This window comes from Pseudomonas sp. TMP9 (assembly GCF_037943105.1).
Classification (GTDB): domain Bacteria; phylum Pseudomonadota; class Gammaproteobacteria; order Pseudomonadales; family Pseudomonadaceae; genus Aquipseudomonas.
On the sequence record NZ_CP149803.1, the window covers coordinates 3,172,780 to 3,194,658 of the forward strand.

The 21,879-nt window shown below is 58.0% G+C and carries 18 protein-coding genes and 1 tRNA gene; 1 reads left to right on the forward strand and 18 read right to left on the reverse strand.

Going from position 1 to position 21,879, the window contains the following annotated elements; all coding sequences use genetic code 11:
• Positions 1–116: 116 nt before the first annotated feature.
• The 8 genes from alr to rnr all read right to left on the reverse strand — a co-directional run bounded on the left by alr (position 117) and on the right by rnr (position 8,416).
• Positions 117–1,196, reverse strand: coding sequence for an alanine racemase (gene alr, locus WF513_RS15025; RefSeq protein ID WP_339080196.1), 1,080 nt, complete (start codon positions 1,194–1,196; stop codon positions 117–119).
• A 95-nt stretch (positions 1,197–1,291) separates the two neighbouring features.
• Complete coding sequence (gene dnaB, locus WF513_RS15030; RefSeq protein WP_339080197.1) at positions 1,292–2,686, reverse strand: replicative DNA helicase; 1,395 nt, start codon at positions 2,684–2,686, stop codon at positions 1,292–1,294.
• A 115-nt stretch (positions 2,687–2,801) separates the two neighbouring features.
• Positions 2,802–3,248: a 50S ribosomal protein L9 gene (gene rplI / locus WF513_RS15035; RefSeq protein WP_339080198.1), complete on the reverse strand. Its 447-nt coding sequence runs from the start codon at positions 3,246–3,248 to the stop codon at positions 2,802–2,804.
• 21 nt (positions 3,249–3,269) lie between these two features.
• Entirely contained in the window at positions 3,270–4,163 is an 894-nt protein-coding gene (locus tag WF513_RS15040; protein ID WP_339080199.1) for a hypothetical protein, read from the reverse strand.
• Positions 4,164–4,199: 36 nt separating this feature from the next.
• Positions 4,200–4,430, reverse strand: coding sequence for a 30S ribosomal protein S18 (gene rpsR, locus WF513_RS15045; RefSeq protein WP_069519637.1), 231 nt, complete (start codon positions 4,428–4,430; stop codon positions 4,200–4,202).
• A 28-nt stretch (positions 4,431–4,458) separates the two neighbouring features.
• The gene (gene rpsF, locus WF513_RS15050) at positions 4,459–4,881 is read right to left on the reverse strand and encodes a 30S ribosomal protein S6 (RefSeq protein ID WP_339080202.1); all 423 of its coding nucleotides are present in this window, start codon (positions 4,879–4,881) and stop codon (positions 4,459–4,461) included.
• A 248-nt stretch (positions 4,882–5,129) separates the two neighbouring features.
• Positions 5,130–5,885, reverse strand: a complete 756-nt coding sequence (gene rlmB / locus WF513_RS15055) for a 23S rRNA (guanosine(2251)-2'-O)-methyltransferase RlmB (RefSeq protein WP_339080203.1) — start codon at positions 5,883–5,885, stop codon at positions 5,130–5,132.
• Complete coding sequence (rnr, locus tag WF513_RS15060; RefSeq protein WP_339080204.1) at positions 5,882–8,416, reverse strand: ribonuclease R; 2,535 nt, start codon at positions 8,414–8,416, stop codon at positions 5,882–5,884. The genes rlmB and rnr overlap by 4 nt, the downstream gene beginning before the upstream one ends.
• Positions 8,417–8,631: 215 nt before the next feature.
• Between rnr and WF513_RS15065 the strand changes: the two genes are divergently transcribed.
• Positions 8,632–8,718, forward strand: a tRNA-Leu gene (locus tag WF513_RS15065).
• Between the two features lie 103 nt (positions 8,719–8,821).
• Here WF513_RS15065 and WF513_RS15070 read toward each other — a convergent pair.
• From WF513_RS15070 to WF513_RS15115, 10 genes are all read right to left on the reverse strand, one after another.
• Positions 8,822–10,756 (reverse strand): methyl-accepting chemotaxis protein, encoded by a 1,935-nt coding sequence (locus tag WF513_RS15070; protein WP_339080206.1) that lies wholly within the window; start codon positions 10,754–10,756, stop codon positions 8,822–8,824.
• A gap of 136 nt (positions 10,757–10,892) precedes the next feature.
• Positions 10,893–12,188 carry an adenylosuccinate synthase gene (locus WF513_RS15075; protein ID WP_339080208.1) on the reverse strand — a complete coding sequence of 432 codons (1,296 nt, stop codon included), beginning with the start codon at positions 12,186–12,188 and terminating at the stop codon, positions 10,893–10,895.
• Positions 12,189–12,252: 64 nt separating this feature from the next.
• On the reverse strand, positions 12,253–13,440 hold the full coding sequence (locus tag WF513_RS15080) for an ATP phosphoribosyltransferase regulatory subunit (protein WP_339080209.1): 1,188 nt from the start codon (positions 13,438–13,440) through the stop codon (positions 12,253–12,255).
• Between the two features lie 320 nt (positions 13,441–13,760).
• Positions 13,761–14,630 carry a protease modulator HflC gene (gene hflC / locus WF513_RS15085; protein WP_339080210.1) on the reverse strand — a complete coding sequence of 290 codons (870 nt, stop codon included), beginning with the start codon at positions 14,628–14,630 and terminating at the stop codon, positions 13,761–13,763.
• Positions 14,630–15,787, reverse strand: coding sequence for an FtsH protease activity modulator HflK (gene hflK / locus WF513_RS15090; protein WP_339080211.1), 1,158 nt, complete (start codon positions 15,785–15,787; stop codon positions 14,630–14,632). The genes hflC and hflK overlap by 1 nt, the downstream gene beginning before the upstream one ends.
• Positions 15,788–15,883: 96 nt before the next feature.
• Positions 15,884–17,185 (reverse strand): ribosome rescue GTPase HflX, encoded by a 1,302-nt coding sequence (hflX, locus tag WF513_RS15095; RefSeq protein ID WP_339080212.1) that lies wholly within the window; start codon positions 17,183–17,185, stop codon positions 15,884–15,886.
• Between the two features lie 14 nt (positions 17,186–17,199).
• Entirely contained in the window at positions 17,200–17,472 is a 273-nt protein-coding gene (gene hfq / locus WF513_RS15100) for an RNA chaperone Hfq (protein WP_339080213.1), read from the reverse strand.
• A gap of 100 nt (positions 17,473–17,572) precedes the next feature.
• Positions 17,573–18,550 carry a tRNA (adenosine(37)-N6)-dimethylallyltransferase MiaA gene (gene miaA / locus WF513_RS15105; protein ID WP_339080214.1) on the reverse strand — a complete coding sequence of 326 codons (978 nt, stop codon included), beginning with the start codon at positions 18,548–18,550 and terminating at the stop codon, positions 17,573–17,575.
• A gap of 34 nt (positions 18,551–18,584) precedes the next feature.
• Positions 18,585–20,462, reverse strand: coding sequence for a DNA mismatch repair endonuclease MutL (gene mutL, locus WF513_RS15110; RefSeq protein ID WP_339080215.1), 1,878 nt, complete (start codon positions 20,460–20,462; stop codon positions 18,585–18,587).
• Positions 20,459–21,877, reverse strand: coding sequence for an N-acetylmuramoyl-L-alanine amidase (locus WF513_RS15115; RefSeq protein ID WP_339080218.1), 1,419 nt, complete (start codon positions 21,875–21,877; stop codon positions 20,459–20,461). Before WF513_RS15115 ends, mutL begins: the two co-directional genes overlap by 4 nt.
• Between the last annotated feature and the right edge of the window lie 2 nt (positions 21,878–21,879).

The window sequence follows — 21,879 nt, forward strand, 5'->3', positions numbered from 1 at the left end:
CGGAATATAGCACAAAATTTAACCAAACCCGACTCAAACGCTGGGTTTTATGGCTGAAATACACTCCACCCCATACGCCTCTCGCCTTACTGATTTCGGGCCATAAGCGCCCTGCTTCAGCCCGTTCGATAGCGGCGCGGCACGCGTGCGGTGACCTTGCTCAGCAATTCATAGCCGATGGTGCCGGCGGCCTGCGCCACCTCATCCACTGGCAATTGCGCGCCCCATAATTCAACGGCATCGCCTTCGGTCGCCTCAGGCACATCGGTCAGATCAACCGTCAGCATGTCCATGGACACTCGCCCAACCAGCGCCACGCGCTGCCCCCGCACAATAACCGGTGTACCTGCGGGCGCATGCCGTGGGTAACCATCGGCATAACCACAACTGACCGTACCAATACGCGACGGTCGCGCGGCGCGCCAAGCACCGCCATAGCCGACCGCGTCACCAACGTCGATATCGCGACACGCGATCAGTTGCGCCGTCAGGCTCATGGCCGGGCGCAAACCCAGCTCTTCGACGCCCAAGTCAGCAAAAGGCGTGGCTCCGTAGAGCATAATGCCGGGGCGCAACCAATCCATATGCGCCGCCGGAATGGTCAGTATCGCCGCTGAGTTGGCCAGCGAACGCTGGGCGAAATCTAAATCCAACAGATCAAGAAACTGCTCAAGTTGGCCTTCGCTGACGTCACTGCCGCGCTCATCGGCGCAGGCAAAGTGGCTGAGTAGATTCAGCTCGCCGACGTGCGCGGCACCGTGCAAATGCCCGAACCAATCGCGCAACGCGGCGGCATTGAAACCTAGCCGATGCATGCCGCTGTCAAGCTTCAACCAGACGGCTAAAGGCCGGCGCAACGTGGCGGCGAGAAGCTGTTGGGCCTGCAGCGCAGTGTGTACCACCACATCCAGGCCCAGCTGCGCGGCAAACTGATATTCATCTGCTGCAAAGCACCCTTCCAGCAGCAAAATTCGCGCCTCACCGTGCAAAGCCCGGACCTCTGCGGCTTCTTCCAAGCTGGCCACGGCAAAGCCATCGGCCACATCATGCAGGGCCGTCACCACCTCACGCACGCCGTGCCCATAGGCGTTTGCCTTGACCACCGCAAATGCCTGCCGCCCCGGCGCACAGCGCTTGGCCACGGCATAGTTGTGAGCAATCGCAGACAAATCAATCGTGGCAACAAGCGGGCGCATGGGAGCAATATCCTAAAAAAACGGGCGGCCAGTTTAACCACTGGCTGCCCGTTTTTATTGATCTGGCGCGGTAAAAAGCGCGCCATGGCGCAACGTTAGTCTTCGTCGAACTGATAGCTGCCCGGCGCCAGATTTTCGAATCGCGAATACTTGCCCAAGAAGGCCAAACGCGTGGTGCCGATCGGGCCATTACGCTGTTTGCCGATGATGATCTCGGCAACGCCCTTGTATTCGGTTTCCGGGTGATACACCTCATCCCGGTACACGAACATGATGATGTCGGCGTCTTGCTCGATAGCCCCGGACTCACGCAAGTCAGAGTTGATTGGGCGTTTGTTCGGGCGCTGCTCGAGGCCGCGGTTCAGCTGCGACAGCGCCACCACGGGGCAATTGAATTCTTTGGCCAAGGCCTTTAGCGAGCGGGAGATTTCAGAAATCTCGTTCACTCGGCTGTCGCTGCTGGAACCGGGGATCTGCATCAATTGCAGATAGTCGACCATGATCATGCCGATCTCGCCGTGCTCGCGAGCCAAGCGCCGCGTGCGCGCACGCATCTCTGAGGGCGAGATGCCAGCGGTATCGTCGATAAACAGCTTGCGGTCGTTGAGCAGGTTGACGGCACTGGTCAGGCGCGGCCAATCGTCATCATCCAAACGCCCGGCACGCACCTTGGTTTGGTCAATGCGGCCCAAGGAGGCGAGCATCCGCATGACGATGGAGTCAGCAGGCATTTCCAGGGAGTACACGACAATGGCCTTGTCGCTGCGCAACACGGCATTCTCCACCAGGTTCATGGCGAAGGTGGTCTTACCCATCGACGGACGACCGGCGACGATCACCAAATCCGCCGGCTGCAAGCCACTGGTCTGCGCGTCCAGGTCGGTAAAGCCGGTGGACAACCCGGTGATTGCATCACCGGAATTGAACAAGGTGTCGATGCGGTCAATGGCCTTGACCAAGATATCGTTGATCATCACCGGCCCGCCGCTCTTGGGCCGCGCCTCGGCGATCTGAAAGATCAGCCGCTCAGCCTCATCAAGGATTTCCTCGCCGGTACGGCCTTGCGGCGAATACGCGCTGTCGGCGATTTCGCCGCTGATGCCGATCAATTGCCGCAGCGTGGCGCGCTCGCGAATGATCTGCGCATAAGCCTTGATGTTGGCCACCGACGGGATATTTTTCGCCAACTCGCCGAGGTAGGCCAGCCCACCCACCTGCGACAGCTGGCCTTCCTTGTCCAATTGCTCGGACACCGTGACCACGTCAAACGGGTGGTTACGCTCAGCCAGCTTAAAGATTGCGCGGAAGATCAGGCGGTGGTCGTGGCGATAGAAGTCGCCATCGGACACCGCATCCAACACCCGCTCCCACGCATTGTTGTCGAGCATCAGGCCGCCGAGCACGGCTTGCTCGGCCTCGATCGAGTGCGGTGGCACCTTCAGGGCAGAGGTTTGCAGGTCGTACTGTTCGGGCAGGCTGATGTCGTTCATAAGGCTCAGGAAAAATTCTATGGTGTAAAAACAAAGGGCACGTCATCGCTCTCGCAATGCCGTGCCCGATGTTAGCGGGCCCGCACCTAAGTGCAAGCCCAGTTCAGCGGTTCGCTTAAGCGGCGACCACAACAACCTTAACGGTTGCTTCAACGTCGCTGTGCAGGTGCACGGCCACGTCGTATTCGCCGAGTTGGCGAATGGTGCCGTTCGGCAGACGCACTTCAGCTTTAGCCACTTCAACGCCAGAGGCGGTCAGGGCTTCGGCAATGTCGTGAGTACCGATGGAGCCGAACAGTTTGCCTTCATCGCCCGCAGTAGCGGTGATGGTGACTTCCAGTTCAGCCAACTGGGCAGCGCGGGATTCAGCGTACGCTTTCTTCTCGACAGCCAGTTTTTCCAACTCGGCGCGACGTGCTTCAAACGCAGCCACGTTGGCTGGGGTTGCAGCAGTTGCTTTGCCGAATGGCAGCAGGAAGTTACGACCGTAACCGGACTTAACATTCACTTTATCGCCCAGGTTGCCCAGGTTGGCGATTTTTTCCAGCAGGATCAGTTCCATTTGGTAATAACCTCTTAACTTTTAACCTTCACCGTCCGCGGGGCCCGAGCCTTGTTTGCGCTCAAAGCGACCACGAAAATCAAACAGACTGTCGACAATGGCCAAAACCACCAGTAACGGATAAGTCAGCTGCATAAACAGCAACAGCGTGATGTACAACCCAACCAGCCAGAACTTGCCCAGCCGACCTTGCGCCACCATCCCATGCAACAGAGCGATGCCCGCAAACGCCAACGGCACACTGCATAACGGCGTCAGCATGGCCATTTGCGGACCTAAATTAGGCCCCAACAGCATGCCAACCAGCAGCAACATCGCCAGCGGTGGTGGAAGGCGTAGCGCACGAAATTCGCGGCCAAAACCACCCGGGTTATACAACTGCGCCTGCCAGAAGCGCCCAAGCATAAGGCTCAACAGGCTGACTATCTGCAACAACGCCGCGATCAAACCGGTCAGCACCGGTGCAATCAGGCTGTCCAGACGCGCTCGCTCATCCACCGACATCTGCTGATGGACCCCTTCGAGCATTTGCGGCATGAGCTTTTGCAGCTCAAGCGCCATCGCCTCAATGGGTTCGCGGAACACCGCACCCAAGACCAACCCATACACCAGGCCTAATGCCACGCTGCATAGCAGCACACGATTCCAGGACACGTTAGCGCGCAATAACAGCGCCAATCCCAGCGCACCGAGCAACACCAACAGGGTGCGCGGCTCACCAAAATACCACCAGCCAATGGCCGGTAGCAGGGCCCAGACGAGGATGCCAATGGCATCACTCCAACCGCGCCGCAGAAGCACCAAGCTTCCAGCGGCAGCACTCAACCAGAACAACAGCGGCAATGCCGCACAAACCACCACTACTAGAGTGGCCTGCATACGGCCGCGCATAATAAATTCGGCTAAGGCGCGCATGCGATCTATCCCTTACTTTATGTCGACGACCCGGTCTCAGCGGCCGTGGCTGTCGGTGTAGGGCAGCAGGGCCAGGAAGCGGGCGCGCTTGATAGCGGTAGCCAGCTGACGCTGATAACGAGCCTTAGTACCGGTGATACGGCTAGGAACGATCTTGCCGGTTTCCGAGATATAAGCTTTCAGCGTATTGAGATCTTTGAAATCGATCTCTTTCACTTCTTCTGCGGTGAAACGGCAGAATTTACGACGACGGAAGAAACGTGCCATGAGAGTGGCTCCTCAATAGATCCGTGGATTACTCGTCAGCGTTGTCGCTGTCGTTGTTGTCGCTGTCATCGCCATCAGTAGCATCGGCATTGTCAGGACGGTCACGACGCTCACGGCGCTCACTGCGGTTTTCTTCGGCCTTGAGCATCTCGGACTGGTCGATAACGGCCTCGTCGCGACGGATGACCAAGTTACGGATCACGGCATCGTTGTAACGGAAGTTGTCTTCCAGCTCAGCCAAGGCTTTGCCAGTGCACTCAACGTTCAGCATCACGTAATGAGCTTTGTGGACGTTGTTGATGGCGTAAGCCAGCTGACGACGACCCCAATCTTCCAGGCGATGAATCTTGCCGCCGTCTTCTTCGATCAGCTTGGTGTAACGCTCAACCATGCCGCCGACTTGCTCGCTCTGGTCCGGGTGAACCAGAAAGATGATTTCGTAATGACGCATAAATGCTCCTTACGGGTTGAAGCCTGCCGCGAAATGCGGTCAGGCAAGGAGTGAATTTCACTTGTTTGTCTTGCTGAAACAAAAAGGCGCAACAGCGCCTGCCGTCGCGGCAAGGGGCAGCATTCTAGTGAAGCCCCTTACCACACGCAAGATCAACTGGTGATTATTTGAACAATCAAGCGCTCACGTGAAAAGCTAAGCGCGGCACAACGGCTAAAACCGAGCGCCGTGGGCGCCCGGTATCGGCGCTACTTCTTTTTGCTGGCAGCCTTGCGCTGACGCAATGCCTCGAACAAACAAACGCCGGTGGCTACCGACACATTCAGGCTGCTGACGCTGCCTGCCATCGGCAGCTTGACCAAGTAATCGCAATGCTCGCGGGTCAAGCGGCGCATGCCTTTGCCTTCCGCGCCCATGATCAGAATGGTCGGCCCGGTCAGGTCATGCTCGTACAACTCCATCTCCGCCTCACCCGCCGTACCCACGACCCACAGGCCGCGCTGCTGAAGCTTTTCAAGCGTACGCGCCAGGTTGGTCACCGCCACCAACGGAATGACCTCAGCCGCACCACATGCAACTTTGCGCACGGTGGCGTTGAGCGTGGCTGATTTATCCTTTGGCACAATGACCGCCAGCGCACCGGCAGCATCAGCCGTACGCAGGCACGCGCCAAGGTTATGTGGATCGGTCACGCCATCGAGCACCAGCAACAAAGGCGCGCCGTCAGTGCGATCAAGCAGCTCGTCGAGCATGGCTTCACCCCAGACCTGACTGGGGCTGACATCGGCCACCACGCCCTGATGCACGCCCTCGACCCACGAGTCCATCTCGCGGCGCTCGCACTGGCCAACAGTAACCCGCGACTCCGCCGCTAACGCCAGGAGCACCTGCACACGCGGGTCATTGCGCCCTTCTGCCAGCCACACCTGCTTGACCCGCTTCGGGTGATGGCGCAGCAATGCCTCTACTGCGTGTACGCCGTAGATTTTCTCCAGCTGACTCATGGCTTCGCCTTACGCTTACGCGGCGCGGCACCACTCGGCGCCCCCCCTGCGGCAGCGCTCTTACGCGGCGCACCCGACTTAGCCGCGGGCCTAGCCGTCTCGCTTTTGCCCGAGCCTCTGCCATTTTTGCTTTTCGAATCAGCCGACGACGACTTTTTCGGTGCACGGCTTTTTTCGCTATCGCCATGAGCAGGTGCACGCTCACCACGACGCCCAGTTTTACCGGCTGCTGACTCAAAACCACCACGGCGAACACCGGCTGGCGCCGCCACTTTCTCTTCAGCCAACTCAAAATCAATCTTGCGCTCGTCAAGATCAACCCGCATGACCTTAACCGCAACGCTATCGCCTAGACGGAAACTACGCCCGCTGCGCTCGCCCGCTAAGCGGTGATGAACAGGGTCAAAGTGGTAGTAGTCTCCTGGCAAGGCGGTGACATGCACCAAGCCTTCGACATAGATGTCTTGCAGCTCAACGAACAAGCCAAAGCCTGTCACAGCAGTTATGACACCCGGGAAGGTCTCGCCAACACGGTCCTTCATAAACTCGCATTTCAGCCAGTTGACCACATCGCGTGTGGCCTCATCAGCACGACGCTCAGACATCGAGCACTGCTCACCAAGCTGCTCAAGAGCCGCCTCATCGTAAGGATAAATACGTGCACGCGGCATGATCGCCGCACCCGCGCGCTTGACATGCGGAGTGTCAAGCTTGGAGCGGATAACACTGCGAATTGCCCGATGGATCAACAGATCCGGGTAGCGACGAATCGGCGAAGTGAAATGCGCATACGCCTCGTAATTCAGTCCGAAGTGGCCCTGATTATCGGCACTGTAAACCGCCTGACTGAGGGAGCGCAGCATCACAGTCTGAATCAGGTGATAGTCCGCACGCCCCCGGATGCTTTCCAGCAACAGCTGATAATCCTTAGGTGTCGGGCCGTCTTTAGACTTGCCGCGATGCAGCGACAGTCCCAACTCGGTGAGAAACGCCTTGAGCTTTTCCACACGCTCTGGCGGCGGACCGTCATGCACGCGATACAGCGCGGGGATTTCATGCTTTTGCATAAATGCGGCTGTGGCTACGTTAGCGGCCAACATGCATTCTTCGATCAACTTGTGCGCATCGTTGCGCTGAGTTGGGCGAATTTCAGAAATCTTGCGATCAGCACCGAAGATAATTCGCGTTTCTTGCGTCTCAAAGTCAATTGCACCGCGCTCATGGCGCGCCGCCAACAACACCTGATACAGCGAATAAAGCTGCTTAAGGTGCGGCAGCACTTCCTTATATTCGCCACGCAGGGCCTTGCCTTCTGCACCTTTCGGCTGCTCCAGCATGGCGCTGACCTTGTTATAGGTCAGGCGCGCATGGGAGTGAATCACCGCCTCGTAGAACTGATAATCAGTCATCTTGCCGGTTTTCGAGATGCTGATCTCGCAGACCATGGCCAGTCGGTCGACATGCGGGTTTAGCGAGCAAAGGCCGTTGGAGAGCTCCTCCGGCAGCATTGGAATAACCCGCTCCGGGAAGTACACCGAGTTACCGCGCACTTGACCCTCAGCGTCCAGCGCCGAGTCGACCTTAACGTAGTGCGAAACGTCAGCGATGGCGACATAGAGCTTCCAGCCGCCGGAAAACAGCCGCCAGTTGCTGCCGTTTTTCTCGCAGTAAACTGCGTCATCGAAGTCACGAGCGTCCTCGCCGTCAATGGTCACGAACGGCAGATGGCGCAGGTCAATGCGCTTCTCTTTGTCCTTTTCCTCGACCTCGGGCTTGAGCTTGTGCGCTTCTTTGACAACTGCTTCAGGCCAAATATGCGGAAGATCGTAGCTGCGCAACGCAACGTCGATTTCCATACCCGGCGCCATATAGTTGCCAACCACCTCAACCACATCGCCCTGAGGCTGGAAGCGGGCCGTCGGCCAGTGGGTGATTTTCACCTCAACAAACTGGCCTTGCTTAGCGCTGGCGTTACGACCCGGGGTGACCAGCACTTCTTGCTGAATTTTTGGGTTATCCGCAACCACAAAGCCTACGCCACTTTCTTCGTAGTAACGGCCGACGATACTTTCGTGGGCCCGTTTGATCACTTCCACCACCGCGCCTTCACGGCGCCCGCGTCGATCCAAGCCGGAGACGCGAGCCAAAGCACGGTCGCCATCGAAAACTAAACGCATTTGCGCAGGACTCAAAAACAAGTCGTCACTGCGGTCGTCCGGCACCAGAAAGCCGAAGCCATCACGGTGCCCGCTGACACGACCCAGAATCAGGTCAAGCTTGTCTACCGGGGCATAGGTGCCACGACGGGTATAGATCAACTGACCATCGCGCTCCATGGCGCGCAGACGTCGACGCAGCGCTTCGAGTTGGTCTTCAGTGGCCATGCCAAACTCATCGGCCAACTCTTCACGGCTCGCCGGCGAGCCACGGTCAGACAAGTGCTGCAGGATCAGCTCGCGACTGGGGATGGGGTTTTCGTATTTTTCCGCTTCACGAGCGGCCTCGGGATCGAGGGATTGCCAATCGGCCATTAGAGGTAATTCACCTTATCTACACAAATTCGGTTTGCTATATGCCTATTGAAGCGCGAAACCACTGTCCAGGTCAGCCCGGCACACAGAATAAAATTTTTTAACAACAGGGGTTTACAAGTAAAAACCCGGTCCGTAAGATGCGCGCCACAACGACGGGAAACGATGTTAACCGGGTTGTAGTTGATAGCAAACATGCTTTTTTTGCAATCAATGCCCAGGTGGTGAAATTGGTAGACACGCCAGCTTCAGGTGCTGGTGACCTTACGGTCGTGGAAGTTCGAGTCTTCTCCTGGGCACCAATTTTAAAAGGCCGAGCCAAAAGCTCGGCTTTTTGTTGCCTGCGATTTGGCTCACTTGCCGGGACGCGCCGGGCACTTTTCAATGCCCGCCTGAGCCTGCAGGTTAAACGCGGAACTGCCCCAAGCTAGCCTTGAGCTTTTTCGCTAACCCATCCAAAACACGGCCGCTGCGCGCTGTCGCGGCCACTGCTTCAGCCGCACGCTGCGCTTCCACATGGATCACTTCGACGCGACCGCGCACCGCATCAGCGCCCGATGCTTGATGCCCCGCTGCTTGAGTTGCTGTATTGATTGCGCCGTGCACTTCTTCAACCGCCGCACGCACCGACTGCTGTACGCGCGCGCTTTCACGCAATGCAACCAACCCTTGATCAGCCTGCTTACCTGCCTGTGCAATGGCCTCAACAGCTTCGCGTGCACCTTGTTGCAGAGCACCGATGTGGGCCTGAATATCGCCTGTAGATTGTTGTGTCTTGCTGGCTAACGCCCTAACTTCATCGGCCACCACGGCAAAACCACGCCCGCTCTCTCCGGCACGCGCTGCTTCAATCGCCGCATTTAGGGCCAGTAGATTAGTTTGCTCAGCGATAGAACGAATCACCGTCAACACCACTTCAATCTGTTCACTTTGCTTAGCCAAACGCTCAATCACAGCAGCTCCCGCGTCAACGCGGCGCACCAGCTCCTCAATTGAGCCCCCCACGCGCTGGGCAATTTCAGCATTGTCATCGGTCGCTTGACGAATCGCGCCAACACGCTGCAGCGCCTCACGCATGGCATGGCTTTCTGCTTGGGCTTCACCGGCCATCTCGGCCAGAGCCTGCAGACTGCCCGCCACCTCATCGCGCTGACGCTCAGCAGCGGCCTCGGCAGCGGCACTGCGGGAAGTCAGGGTGCTGATTTCTAGCACCGTAAGCGAGGCCACCTCATCGGCCTCGCGAACAATCGGCTGCAACTTGGCGACGAAACGATTGACCGCTGCGGCCATGTCGCCAATTTCATCACGACTATTGAGCTCAACCCGACGCGTCAGGTCGCCCTCGCCCGCCGCCCAATCGTTCAAGACCGCAATCAACGTATGCAGCTTACTGACCACGCGCCGCCCTAACACCAACGCTAACAGCAGTAAAATCAGTAGCGCCACCACCACTAGCCCAAGGCTGATGCTCCAACGCAAGCTAGTCGCGGCCTGCTGCACGACCTCACGGGTACTCTGCTGCATGTTATCCGCAGCCTCACGGGCGACACCCAAACGCACTGATAACGCATCCGCGCTGCTGGTGGCCGCGCCACTTAGGCTGTCGGAAATTAACTGCCCACTGCTGTCAATCAGATCGAAAAAACGCGCATCCAGTTTCGCTAACTCATCATCCACCGAGGCTGTGGAAACCCCTAACAAGACCTTGCCAATGTCCGAACCCATGGGGCTGATCGTCGCCTCAGCGATATACACACCCGGGTCGTTGGCAGCGGCTTGCAGCACTTTATCCAGTGCACCACCGCCCTCTCCTTTAGCCAGCAGCGCGCGTACGCGGGGATCCTGGCGATTAAGATGACGCGTCAAGCGCTGCCCTTGCGCATCGATATACACCGCAAACAAGACGGTCGGATTGCGATGCGCGCTGCGCGCCAATTCGGTCAACACTGGCACGTCAGCATCCCAAATGGCCTTAGGCGCAACCGCTGATAACAACTGCGCCAACTCATCCGCAGAACGCTTGAGGTTACTGTCCAGTACCGCGCGGATATGCCCCTGCTCTTGCGTTAGCCGAGCGGAAAGGCCTTTGCTCAACTGCGCTTGAGTGCTCGCGGAAAGACTGTTTAGCCCTCCGCGTACCTCGTCACCCGCCTTAGTCAACTCATCCGTTAACCGCGCCGTATCGGCCTGCATGCTTTTAGCCAAATCTGCTTCAAGCGTCGCGACCGTGGTACGCGTTAACGCCACCGCCACGACCACCTGAATCAACAAGGCCACACCCAGGGCGAGAAATACCGGCAACAACAGCCGACTGCGCAACACAGAAATAATGGCAAACACGGCAGACACTCCTGACGACGGTAATGCCTATAACGGCGGGAACCCAGATTTATGAAGGCTAGCCCGGATATTTTTAATTGGGCCAGAAACGACAAAGGGCCGCCAACTGGCGACCCCTGCGTACTGCCTGCGACTATCAGGCAAACGGATGACGCAGCACAATCGTCTCGTTACGATCTGGGCCGGTGGAGACGATATCAATCGGCGCGCCGACCAACTCTTCCACGCGTTTGATGTAAGCACGCGCCGCCGCTGGCAGTTCTTCTAAGGTTTTGGCACCTAAGGTCGATTCGCTCCAGCCCGGTAACTCTTCGTAAACGGGCTGCAGGCCTAGATAGCTGTCCGCGTCAGTTGGCGCATCGACCAGTACGTCGCCGTTTTCGTCTTTATAGCCGACACAGATACGCAAGGTTTCCAGGCCGTCGAGCACATCGAGCTTGGTCAAGCACAGGCCGGAGATGCTGTTGATCTCGATAGCGCGCCGCAGGATTACGGCATCAAACCAACCGCAACGACGGGCACGGCCAGTGGTCGAACCGAACTCATGGCCACGCTTAGCGAGGAACGCGCCGGTCTCGTCGAACAGCTCGGTCGGGAACGGACCGGAACCTACGCGCGTGGTGTAGGCCTTGGTGATTCCCAGGATGTAATCCAGATACATGGGACCAAAGCCCGAGCCCGTAGCAATACCGCCCGCTGTGGTGTTGGAGCTGGTGACGTAGGGGTAGGTGCCGTGGTCGATGTCCAGCAGTGAGCCCTGAGCACCCTCGAACATGATGTCTTTGCCCTCACGACGCATATCGTGCAGCACGGCAGTCACGTCGGTCATCATCGGCTTGAGCAACTCGGCGTATTCCATGCACTCGTCGAGTGTCTTCTGGAAGTCGATGGCTGGCTCTTTGTAATAATTAACCAATACGAAGTTGTGATAGTCCAGCAACTCGCCAAGCTTGGCGGCAAAGCGCTCACGGTGAAACAGGTCGCCGATACGCAGACCGCGACGCGCCACTTTGTCTTCATAGGCTGGACCAATACCACGGCCGGTGGTACCGATTTTGGCATCACCACGGGCTTTCTCACGCGCCTGATCAAGGGCCACGTGATACTGCAGGATCAACGGGCAGGACGGGCTGATGCGCAGGCGCTCGCGCACGGGCACACCTTTCTCTTCCAGCTTGATGATTTCGCGCATCAGCGCATCGGGCGCAACGACCACGCCGTTGCCGATCAGGCACTGCACATTTTCGCGCAGGATACCGGAGGGGATAAGGTGCAGAACAGTCTTCTCGCCGTCGATCACCAGGGTATGTCCAGCGTTGTGACCGCCCTGATAACGTACAACAGCTGCAGCCTGTTCGGTCAGCAGGTCGACGATCTTACCTTTGCCTTCATCGCCCCACTGGGTGCCCAGGACTACGACATTCTTACCCATAACACTAACCCTCTTCGCAAACTGGATGGCGGCTATAGCCGACGGAAACTTTTCGTACGGCCACTTAAGCGGTCAGCTTAGCTAACTGCCAGCGACCCTCACGCAACACTAATTGACGGTCACAACCTGCAGTTTCAGCATCAGCAGTGACTTGGCCAGGAAGTGCTTGAACCACACGCTGACCGTCAAGACGCAAACGCTGAATCGCCTGCCACAAGAACACGTCATGGTTGTCTGGCGCCCAAATACCAGCCGGCACATCGCCCAACTGCATATGCCCCAGGCTTACCAGGGTTTTCAGGTCAGTTGAAAACCCTGTCGCCGGGCGCGCCCGGCCAAAGTCAGCACCGATGTCGTCATAGCGACCGCCTTGGGCAATGGCATACCCCACACCCGGGACAAACGCCGCGAACACAACGCCCGTATGGTAGTGATAGCCGCGCAGCTCACCGAGGTCAAAGTACAACGGCACTTCCGGATAGCGCAGGCTCAGCGCATCGGCAATGGCCATCAGGTCATCCAATGCGGCATGCACATCATCCGGCGCATCGACCAAACAAGCTTGGGCGATGTCCAGTACGTCGCGACCGCCGCACAGCTCGCTGAGCGCGCGTAGCATCTTGCGCAGACCATCTGGCAACGCTTCGGTCAATTCAATAACTTCATCCATCGCCTTGCGCTGCAACGCGTCGAATAACTGCTGCTCGGCCTCGCCAGACAGCTCGGCGGCGCGGGCTAGGCCACGATAAATACCGACATGGCCAAGGTCCATGTGCACATCGGGCACCGCTGCCAGCTCAAGGGTGTTGACCAACAAGCTGATCACCTCTACATCGCTGGCCGGGCTGGCATCGCCATAGAGCTCCGCACCCAACTGAATTGGGCTGCGCGAGGTGGTCAGCGCGCGCGGCTGCGCGTGCACCACGCTACCGGCATAGCACAGACGGCTTGGGCCCTCACGGCGCAGGGTATGCGCATCAATGCGCGCCACCTGCGGCGTGATATCGGCGCGAAAGCCCATTTGCCGACCGGACAGCGGGTCTGTGACTTTAAAGGTGCGCAGATCTAAATCTTGGCCTGCGCCAGTCAGCAGTGACTCTAGGTACTCAATGTGCGGGGTCACCACAAATTCATAGCCCCAACGCTGGAACAGATCCAGCACTTGGCGGCGCGCCACTTCAATACGCCCCGCGTACGGTGGCAGTACTTCTTCGATGCCATCTGGCAGCAGCCAGCGGTCTAGCGTTGCCATTTCGCCATTCCCCTCTTAGACCGGGCAGCACAAGCCTGCGATAAACCAATAAAAATGGTTGTTTCCAGCAGCATGCCGGCCAACCCGATTAGACGCCGCCATCAATTACATAACGGCATCTATTGAAAAAACCTTCGCGCCTATGTGTGCCAATCAAGCCGGCTAGAGTGCCTCGCCACACCGCGACAACCCACGATGCGGCGCCTTACTCCTGGCACATGCTTGCTGCAGACGCAAAAAAGCCGGGATTTCCCCGGCTGCATAATCATACCACGTTTTCCACAACGATCACCCCGGCGGCTGCCCGCCGGGGTGATGGCTTAAGGCTTGGACTTCTCCAAGTAGCGGAAGAAGTCGCTATTGGGATCCAGCACCAGCACATCACGCTTATCGGCAAAACTTTCGCGATAGGCTCTCAGGCTGCGGTAGAACGAATAGAACTCTTGGTCCATGCCATAGGCCTCGGAGTAGATCGCAGCAGCTTGGGCGTCGCCCTCACCGCGCAGCTCTTCCGCTTGGCGGTAAGCATCAGCAAGTAACACGCGCCGCTGACGGTCGGCATCGGCACGAATACCCTCAGCCAGCTCCTTACCTTTAGCACGGTGCTCACGAGCCTCACGCTCACGCTCAGAGCTCATCCGATCAAACACGCTGCGGTTGACTTCCTTCGGCAGGTCGATGGCCTTAACACGCACATCGACCACTTCAATACCCAACTCTTTTTGCGCAGCTCGGTTCAGCGAGGCCGTTACATCAGCCATCAGCGCATCGCGCTCACCCGACACGGCTTCATGCAGGGTGCGCTTACCAAACTGGTCACGCAGCGATGCTTCAAGACGGCGTGCGAGACGCTCATCGGCTATCTGCTTCATGCCAGAAGTTGCGGTGTAGAAACGCTCAGCGTCCAACACGCGCCATTTGGCAAAGGCATCAACCATCAGCGCTTTCTTTTCCAGCGTAAGGAAACGCGAGCTGGTGGAGTCCAGAGTCAGCAGGCGCGCATCAAACTTGCGCACCTGATTGACGTAAGGAATCTTCACGTGCAAGCCCGGCTGCACGTCCGGCTGCACGATACGGCCGAATTGCAGCAGCACCGCACGCTCAGTCTGCGAAACAATATAGAAGCTGTTCCAAGCAACGAGTGCGATTACCACGCCAACAATAAGGGCGATCAGCGATTTATTGCTCATCAACGAGTCTCCCTTGAACGCAGCTCAACCTGGCGCGGGTCATTGCTAACGCGCGCGCTGGCATCTGCTGTACTTCCAGCACCAGATATTGAGCTCGGCGCAGACGAGCTGCGGCCGTCGATCATTTTATCCAGCGGCAGATAAAGCAGATTGTTCTGCCCCTTGTCGCCCGTCACCAGCACCTTGCTGGTGTTGGTCATCAGCTCTTGCATGGTATCCAGATACAGACGCTCACGAGTTACTTCGGGCGCCTTACGGTACTCAGTCACCAATGCAGTAAAGCGATTGGCCTCACCCTGAGCGCGGGAAACCACTTCATCGCGGTAACCATTAGCATCTTCAACCAAGCGCTGCGCTTGGCCTCGAGCTTCCGGCACTACGCCATTGGCATACGTTTCCGCCTGATTTTTCTCGCGCTGCTCGTCTTCACGGGCACGAATCACGTCATCAAAGGCTTCCTGTACTTCGCGCGGCGCAGCCGCACTCTGCAGGTTGACCTGAGTCACCGTGATGCCGGTGCGGTAGTTATCGAGGAATCGCTGCAGACGCTCTTTAACTTCACTGGCCATAAGCTCACGGCCTTCGGTGAGCACCTGATCCATCTCGGTGGAACCTACAACGTGGCGAACAGCACTGTCGGTCGCATGCTGCAAACTGACTTCGGGCTGGTCAACGTTGAGTACGAAGTCCTGTAAGTTGCTGACCCTGTACTGCACGGTCAACGGCACCTCGATGATGTTCTCATCCTCGGTCAACATCTGCCCTTGCTTGCTGTAAGCACGCTCACGGGTGACGTTTTCCTGGAACTTGCGATCAATCGGCGGGAAGTAAATATTCAGGCCCGGGCCGACTGTCTCGTAGTACTCGCCGAAGCGCAGCACAACGGCCTGCTCCTGCTCATCAACGACATAGATCGCGCTGTACAGCCAGATTGCAGCCAGCAGCCCAAGGCCAACGAAGAGTATGCCTAAACCGCCGCCACCCCCTGAACCCGTCTCGCCGCCTCGTTTTTTACGGCCGCCAAACAACCCATTCAGGCTGTCCTGCAGCTTTCGGAAGGCCTCATCGATATCCGGCGGTCCCTTGCGATCGCCATTTTTACGGCCACCCCATGGATCCTGGTTATTCGAATTGCCACCCGGCTCATTCCAAGCCATAGCGCTCTCCATCTGATAAAGCAAAGACGCACCCACGGCACGTCCGCCAATGCTACAGAATGCATGCAACCAGCGGCAAAGTCGCTGGCGCAGGCTTTATTGCAAAGTGTGTTGCTCAATAAACTCTTGCGGCTTGAGTCCTTCGCGACTCACTAACCGATTTAACTCGACACGCGGCAAGCGCACCGCCAGCAAACTGCTGCCATCCTCGCTGTAGGACTCGCTCTGCACCACGCCTAAGGCAAAGAACTGTGCGCGCATACGGCCAAGCCGCTGCGGCAACTGCAATGTACCGACAAATAGGTCATTACCCAACAGCTCTGCAATGGCCTGACGCAGTAATGGCAAGCCTCGCCCATCGCGTGCCGACAGCCAAACCCGCTGTGGCTTACCATCGGCATCGCGCTGGATCTGCGGCTCCACACCGTCCAGCAGATCGAGCTTGTTGTACACCTCAAGGATCGGCAGGTCCTGAGCGCCGATTTCACCCAGCACCGCCAGCACTTGCTCAATCTGCAGATCACGCTCGGATTCGTGGGCGTCAATCACATGCAGGAGCAGATCGGAGTTGCTTGACTCTTCAAGCGTCGCCCGAAAAGCCTCTACTAGCTTATGCGGCAAATGACGGATAAACCCCACCGTATCGGCAAGCACGATTGGCCCAAGGTCATCCAACTCAAGGCGACGCAGAGTGGGGTCAAGGGTGGCAAACAGCTGATCGGCTGCGTACACATCGGAGGCTGTCAGCGCATTGAACAGCGTCGACTTACCCGCATTGGTGTAGCCCACCAGCGATACCGATGGAATGTCCGCACGCTGACGCCCACGGCGAGCCTGCTCGCGCTGACTGCGGACCTTTTCCAGTTTCTGTTTGATCTGGCGAATGCGCACGCGCAACAGTCGACGGTCGGTTTCCAGCTGAGTTTCACCTGGCCCACGCAGGCCGATGCCACCTTTTTGTCGCTCTAGGTGGGTCCAGCCCCGCACGAGGCGTGTACTCATATGGTCGAGCTGAGCCAGCTCGACCTGCAATTTGCCTTCGTGAGTACGCGCGCGCTGGGCGAAAATATCTAAGATAAGGCCGGTTCGATCGAGCACTCGACATTCGAATGCCCGCTCGAGGTTGCGCTCCTGACTGGGTGTCAGTACATGGTTGAAGATGACCAAATCAGCCTCACAGGCCTTAACGTGGTCACGCAACTCTTGCACCTTACCACTGCCGATCAGGTACTTGGCCGTCAGTCGATTACTCGGGATGCTAAAGAACGCGACAGTCTCAGCACCGGCGGAAAACGCCAGCTCCTGAAACTCCTGCGGATCTTCGCGCACCTCGGGATTTTGGCCGTCCAAGTGAACCAGAATGGCTCGATCTCCACCTTCATGGCGCTCGAAGAACAATACAGCCTCCTAAATTAGGCGTTTCCAGATTCGGCTTCAGCTTCAGCCTCGGCCTGCTCAGTCTCGGCAGCACTTGGCAGACGCACTGGGCGACTAGGCACCACAGTGGAAATGGCATGCTTGTAAACCATTTGACTGACCGTGTTTTTCAGCAAAATCACGAACTGATCAAAGGATTCAATCTGGCCTTGCAACTTAATGCCGTTAACCAGGTAGATAGAAACCGGTACGCGCTCTTTGCGTAGGGTATTCAGGTAAGGGTCTTGTAGCGAATGCCCTTTTGACATGTGCCGCACTCCTTTAAGGATCAATTTTCAATAATTTAAGTAAACAAATGAGCGGCTTAACATCGCCATACCACAAGGATAGACGACCGGTTGCAAAGTCTCAGGTCAATATGGAGGCCGCTGCCAAGTATTTCAAGGCGCGCGGCAGGTTGTCGCAGTCGGCACTGTCAAGCCAATGCACAGCCTGTTGCCAGCCTCGCAACCAGGTGAATTGTCGCTTGGCCAGTTGACGCGTGGCGATAATGCCGCGCTCTTGCATCTGTTCGGCGTCGAAACTGCCATCCAGATACTCCCACACCTGCCGATAACCCACCGCCCTTATAGACGGCAGACCTGCGTGCAAGTCACTTCGCTGACGCAGGCGTTCGACCTCAGCAACCAGCCCCTGTTCCACCATCAAGCGAAACCGCAGGGCAATTCGCTCATGCAGCAACTGCCTTTGCAGGGGTGCTATCGCTAACTGCGCCACAGTATAGGGGAATTGACGGGAGCCCGATGCGCCGCCAGCGGTATTTTCTAAGGCTTGGCGTTGGCGGTGAAGTGTCATGCTCTCGCCGCTCACCAGATAAACCTCAAGGGCGCGAATCAGACGCTGCGGGTCATTTGGGTGGATCCGCGCGGCAGACTCCGGATCAATGGCACGCAGTTCGTCGTGCAACACGTGCCAACCTTCAGCCTGGGCGCGCGCCTCCAACTGCGCACGCACAGTTGCATCCGCGCTGGGCATCGGTGCCAGCCCCTCAAGTAATGCTTTGAAATACAACATGGTGCCGCCCACCAACAGGGGAATCCGCCCCCGCGCGGTGATGTCGGCCATGGCTGCCAAGGCTTCGCGGCGAAACTCAGCCGCCGAGTAACTCTCAGCAGGGTCGCGAATATCGATTAGGTGATGAGGAAACTCAGCCAAGGTGGCTTTGTCCGGCTTAGCCGTGCCGATGTCCATGCCGCGATAAATCAGCGCTGAGTCCACGCTGATCAACTCGCATGGCAGCACCCGCGCCAGCTCGATAGCCAGGTCGGTCTTGCCAGCCGCAGTCGGCCCCATCAGGAAAATCGCCGCAGGCAGGCGCTCAGACATACTCAAAAATCTCTAAATTGCGTAACGCGGCAAATCAACGACCGCGCAAGAACAGCTTATCGAGGTCATCCATGCCCATTTGCGTCCACGTTGGACGGCCATGGTTGCATTGACCACTGCGCTCGGTATGTTCCATATCGCGCAACAGGGCGTTCATTTCCGGCAGGGTCAGCCGCCGATTAGCGCGAACTGAGCCGTGACAGGCCATGGTGCCGAGCAGCTCATTAAGGTGCGCCTGAATACGGTCGGTGGTGCCGTATTCGAGCAGATCACCCAGCACATCCTGCACCAGGCGGGTGGCCTCGGCTTGTTTGAGCAACGCAGGTATCTGACGAATCGCCAAGGTTTCCGGACCCAAGCGCTGCAACTCAAAACCGAGGCGCTGGAACCATTCAGTATGCTCTTCAGCGCAATCCGCTTCACGCTGGCTTACCGCAATCGACTCAGGCACCAGCAGCGGCTGACCGCGCAGGCCTTCGCTGGCCATGGCCACCTTCAGCCGCTCATAGGTGATGCGCTCATGAGCCGCGTGCATGTCGACTACCACCAGACCTTGGACGTTCTCGGCGAGGATATAAATACCCTTGAGCTGCGCAATGGCATAGCCGAGCGGTGGAATGTCACCCTGAGCCTCAGGCAGGCCAACCGGAGCTGGCGCCGTTGCCATCGGTGAGAAAAACTCGCGATACGCCCCTTGGGCCTCTGCAGTTGGCAGCGCCGCCTCGGGGCGCGCGCCCTGATAGCCAGCACCCGGCGAGCGCCAGATCGAAGCACTGGGCACTGCCTGCAGCAGGCTGGCAGCCAAGCCAATTTCACCCTGAGGACCAAACTCGCCGGCCGCCTGACCGCTGGGGCGTGCCATCTCGTTGATCGCCGGCGGAGCGGCTAACTGATCTTCAGGGCGCACTTCGCCGAGCGCCCGGTGCAGCGTGCCGTAAAGGAAATCATGCACCATGCGCCCATCACGGAAACGCACCTCATGTTTGGTCGGATGCACATTGACATCGACCACGCTCGGATCGATTTCCAGAAACAGCACAAAGGTCGGATGGCGACCATTGAACAGCACATCGCGATAGGCCTGGCGCACCGCATGAGCGACCAGTTTGTCGCGCACCATGCGCCCGTTAACATAAAAATATTGCAGGTCAGCCTGGCTGCGTGAAAACGTCGGCAACCCCACCCAACCCCATAAATGCAGGCCATTGCGTTCGATATCGATCGGCAGCGCCTGGTCCAAAAAAGCTGCACCGCAGACCGAGGCGACCCGCCGAGCGCGACTCAACTCATCTGGCGCCTCATGCAAACCCAGCACGGTTTTACCGTTATGGCGCAAGTGAAACGCCACATCAAAGCGCGCTAAGGCAAGACGCTTAACCACTTCTTGCAGGTGATCAAATTCAGTCTTTTCAGTTTTGAGAAACTTGCGCCGCGCCGGGGTGTTGAAGAACAAGTCGCGCACTTCCACCGACGTGCCGACCGGGTGTGCGGCAGGCTGCACCCGTGGCTGCATGTCGCGACCTTCGGTTTCCACTTGCCAGGCTTGCTCGGCATCGGCGGTACGCGAGGTCAGAGTCAGGCGCGCTACCGAGCTAATCGACGCCAGCGCTTCGCCGCGAAAGCCCAGGCTCATGACCTGCTCAAGGTCTTCCAATTCGCGGATTTTGCTAGTGGCGTGTCGCGCCAATGCCAAGGGCAGGTCGTCGGGGGCGATGCCACTGCCGTTATCGCGCACTTTGAGCAACTTAACGCCGCCCTGCTCGACATCCATCTCAATGCGCTTAGCCCCTGAGTCCAAGCTATTTTCCAGCAGCTCTTTGATCACGGAGGCCGGGCGCTCGACCACTTCACCCGCAGCGATTTGGTTCGCCAGCCGCGGACTGAGCAGCTGGATACGCAAAGCATCACTCATGGCTGAGCAGCCAAAGAGGTCGCCGGCACCTGCAGGCGCTGACCGACCTTGATCACATCGCTGCGCAGTGAATTAGCCGACCGCAACACCGCCAGGCTGACCTGATAACGCTGGGCAATCAGCGCCAAGCTTTCGCCGGAGCTGACCACGTGCTCACGAGGCCCAAGGGTGATTTTGCCGTTATCGCGCAGCCAAGCCACATGGGTGCCAGGGGGCGGATTTTCATGGAAGAACTGCCGCACGCCGCTGACAATCGAGCGCCCCAGCGCCTGCTGGTGGCTGGCACTGGAGAGCTTACGGGCCTCATTCGGGTTAGAGATAAACCCGGTTTCGACCAAGATCGACGGAATATCAGGTGACTTCAGCACCATAAAACCAGCCTGCTCCACCCGGCGTTTGTGCAGCGGCGTCACGCGGCCCATATTACCCAGCACTTTATTGCCGACGTTTAAGCTGGAGGCCAGTGATGCGGTCATCGACAGGTCAAGCAACACCCCGGCCAACATTTTATCTTTGTCGTCCAAGCTGACGTTGCCAGCACCGCCGATAAGATCTGATTGGTTTTCCGAGTCAGCCAACCAGCGCGCTGTTTCCGAGGTAGCGCCACGGTCTGACAAGGCATACACCGACGCGCCAAAGGCTGCCGCGCGGGGCGCCGCATCCGCATGAATCGAAACGAATAAATCAGCGCCTTTTTTGCGGGCGATGTCGGTGCGCTTACGCAGCGGGATAAAATAATCGCCGGTGCGCACCAGTTCGGCACGGAAACCCTTTTCAGCATTGATCTGGCGCTGCAGCTCTTTAGCAATTGCGAGGGTCACATGCTTTTCGTACTGCCCCTTGACCGGCGACAGCGCACCCGGGTCTTCACCACCATGGCCAGCATCGATGGCAATCACGATATCGCGCTTACCGTTGGGCACGGGCACTAACTTGGGTGGCGGTTGGGTCGGTGTTATGGGGGGTTGAGGTGCTGTGGCCTGGATGGTGGCCGGCAACCGCGGCGCAGCCCCGGACTCTTGGTCAAACAGATCGATCACCAAGCGATGGCCGTATTGTTGATTCGGCGCCAAGGTGAAGCTTTTCGGCGTGACCGCAGCCGACAGATCAATCACCAAACGTAAATCATTTGGCGTGCGCTGAGCTGAACGCATGCCGGTAATCGGAGTATTACTGGTGACGAGTTGATCCAAGCGGGTGGCGAGCTTGGCGCCATTTACATCAATGACGATGCGGTTTGGCGAAGACAGCTGAAAGACGCTGTGCTGCACCGGGCCGGTCAGGTCAAACACCAGACGCGTGTTATCTGGCGCCCGCCACAGTCGCACACTGCGCACATCCGAAGCGGCCAACAGATCGGCGGCCAAGCCTGCCAATACCACTCCAACTACGATGAAACGCGCACTTATGCGCATAA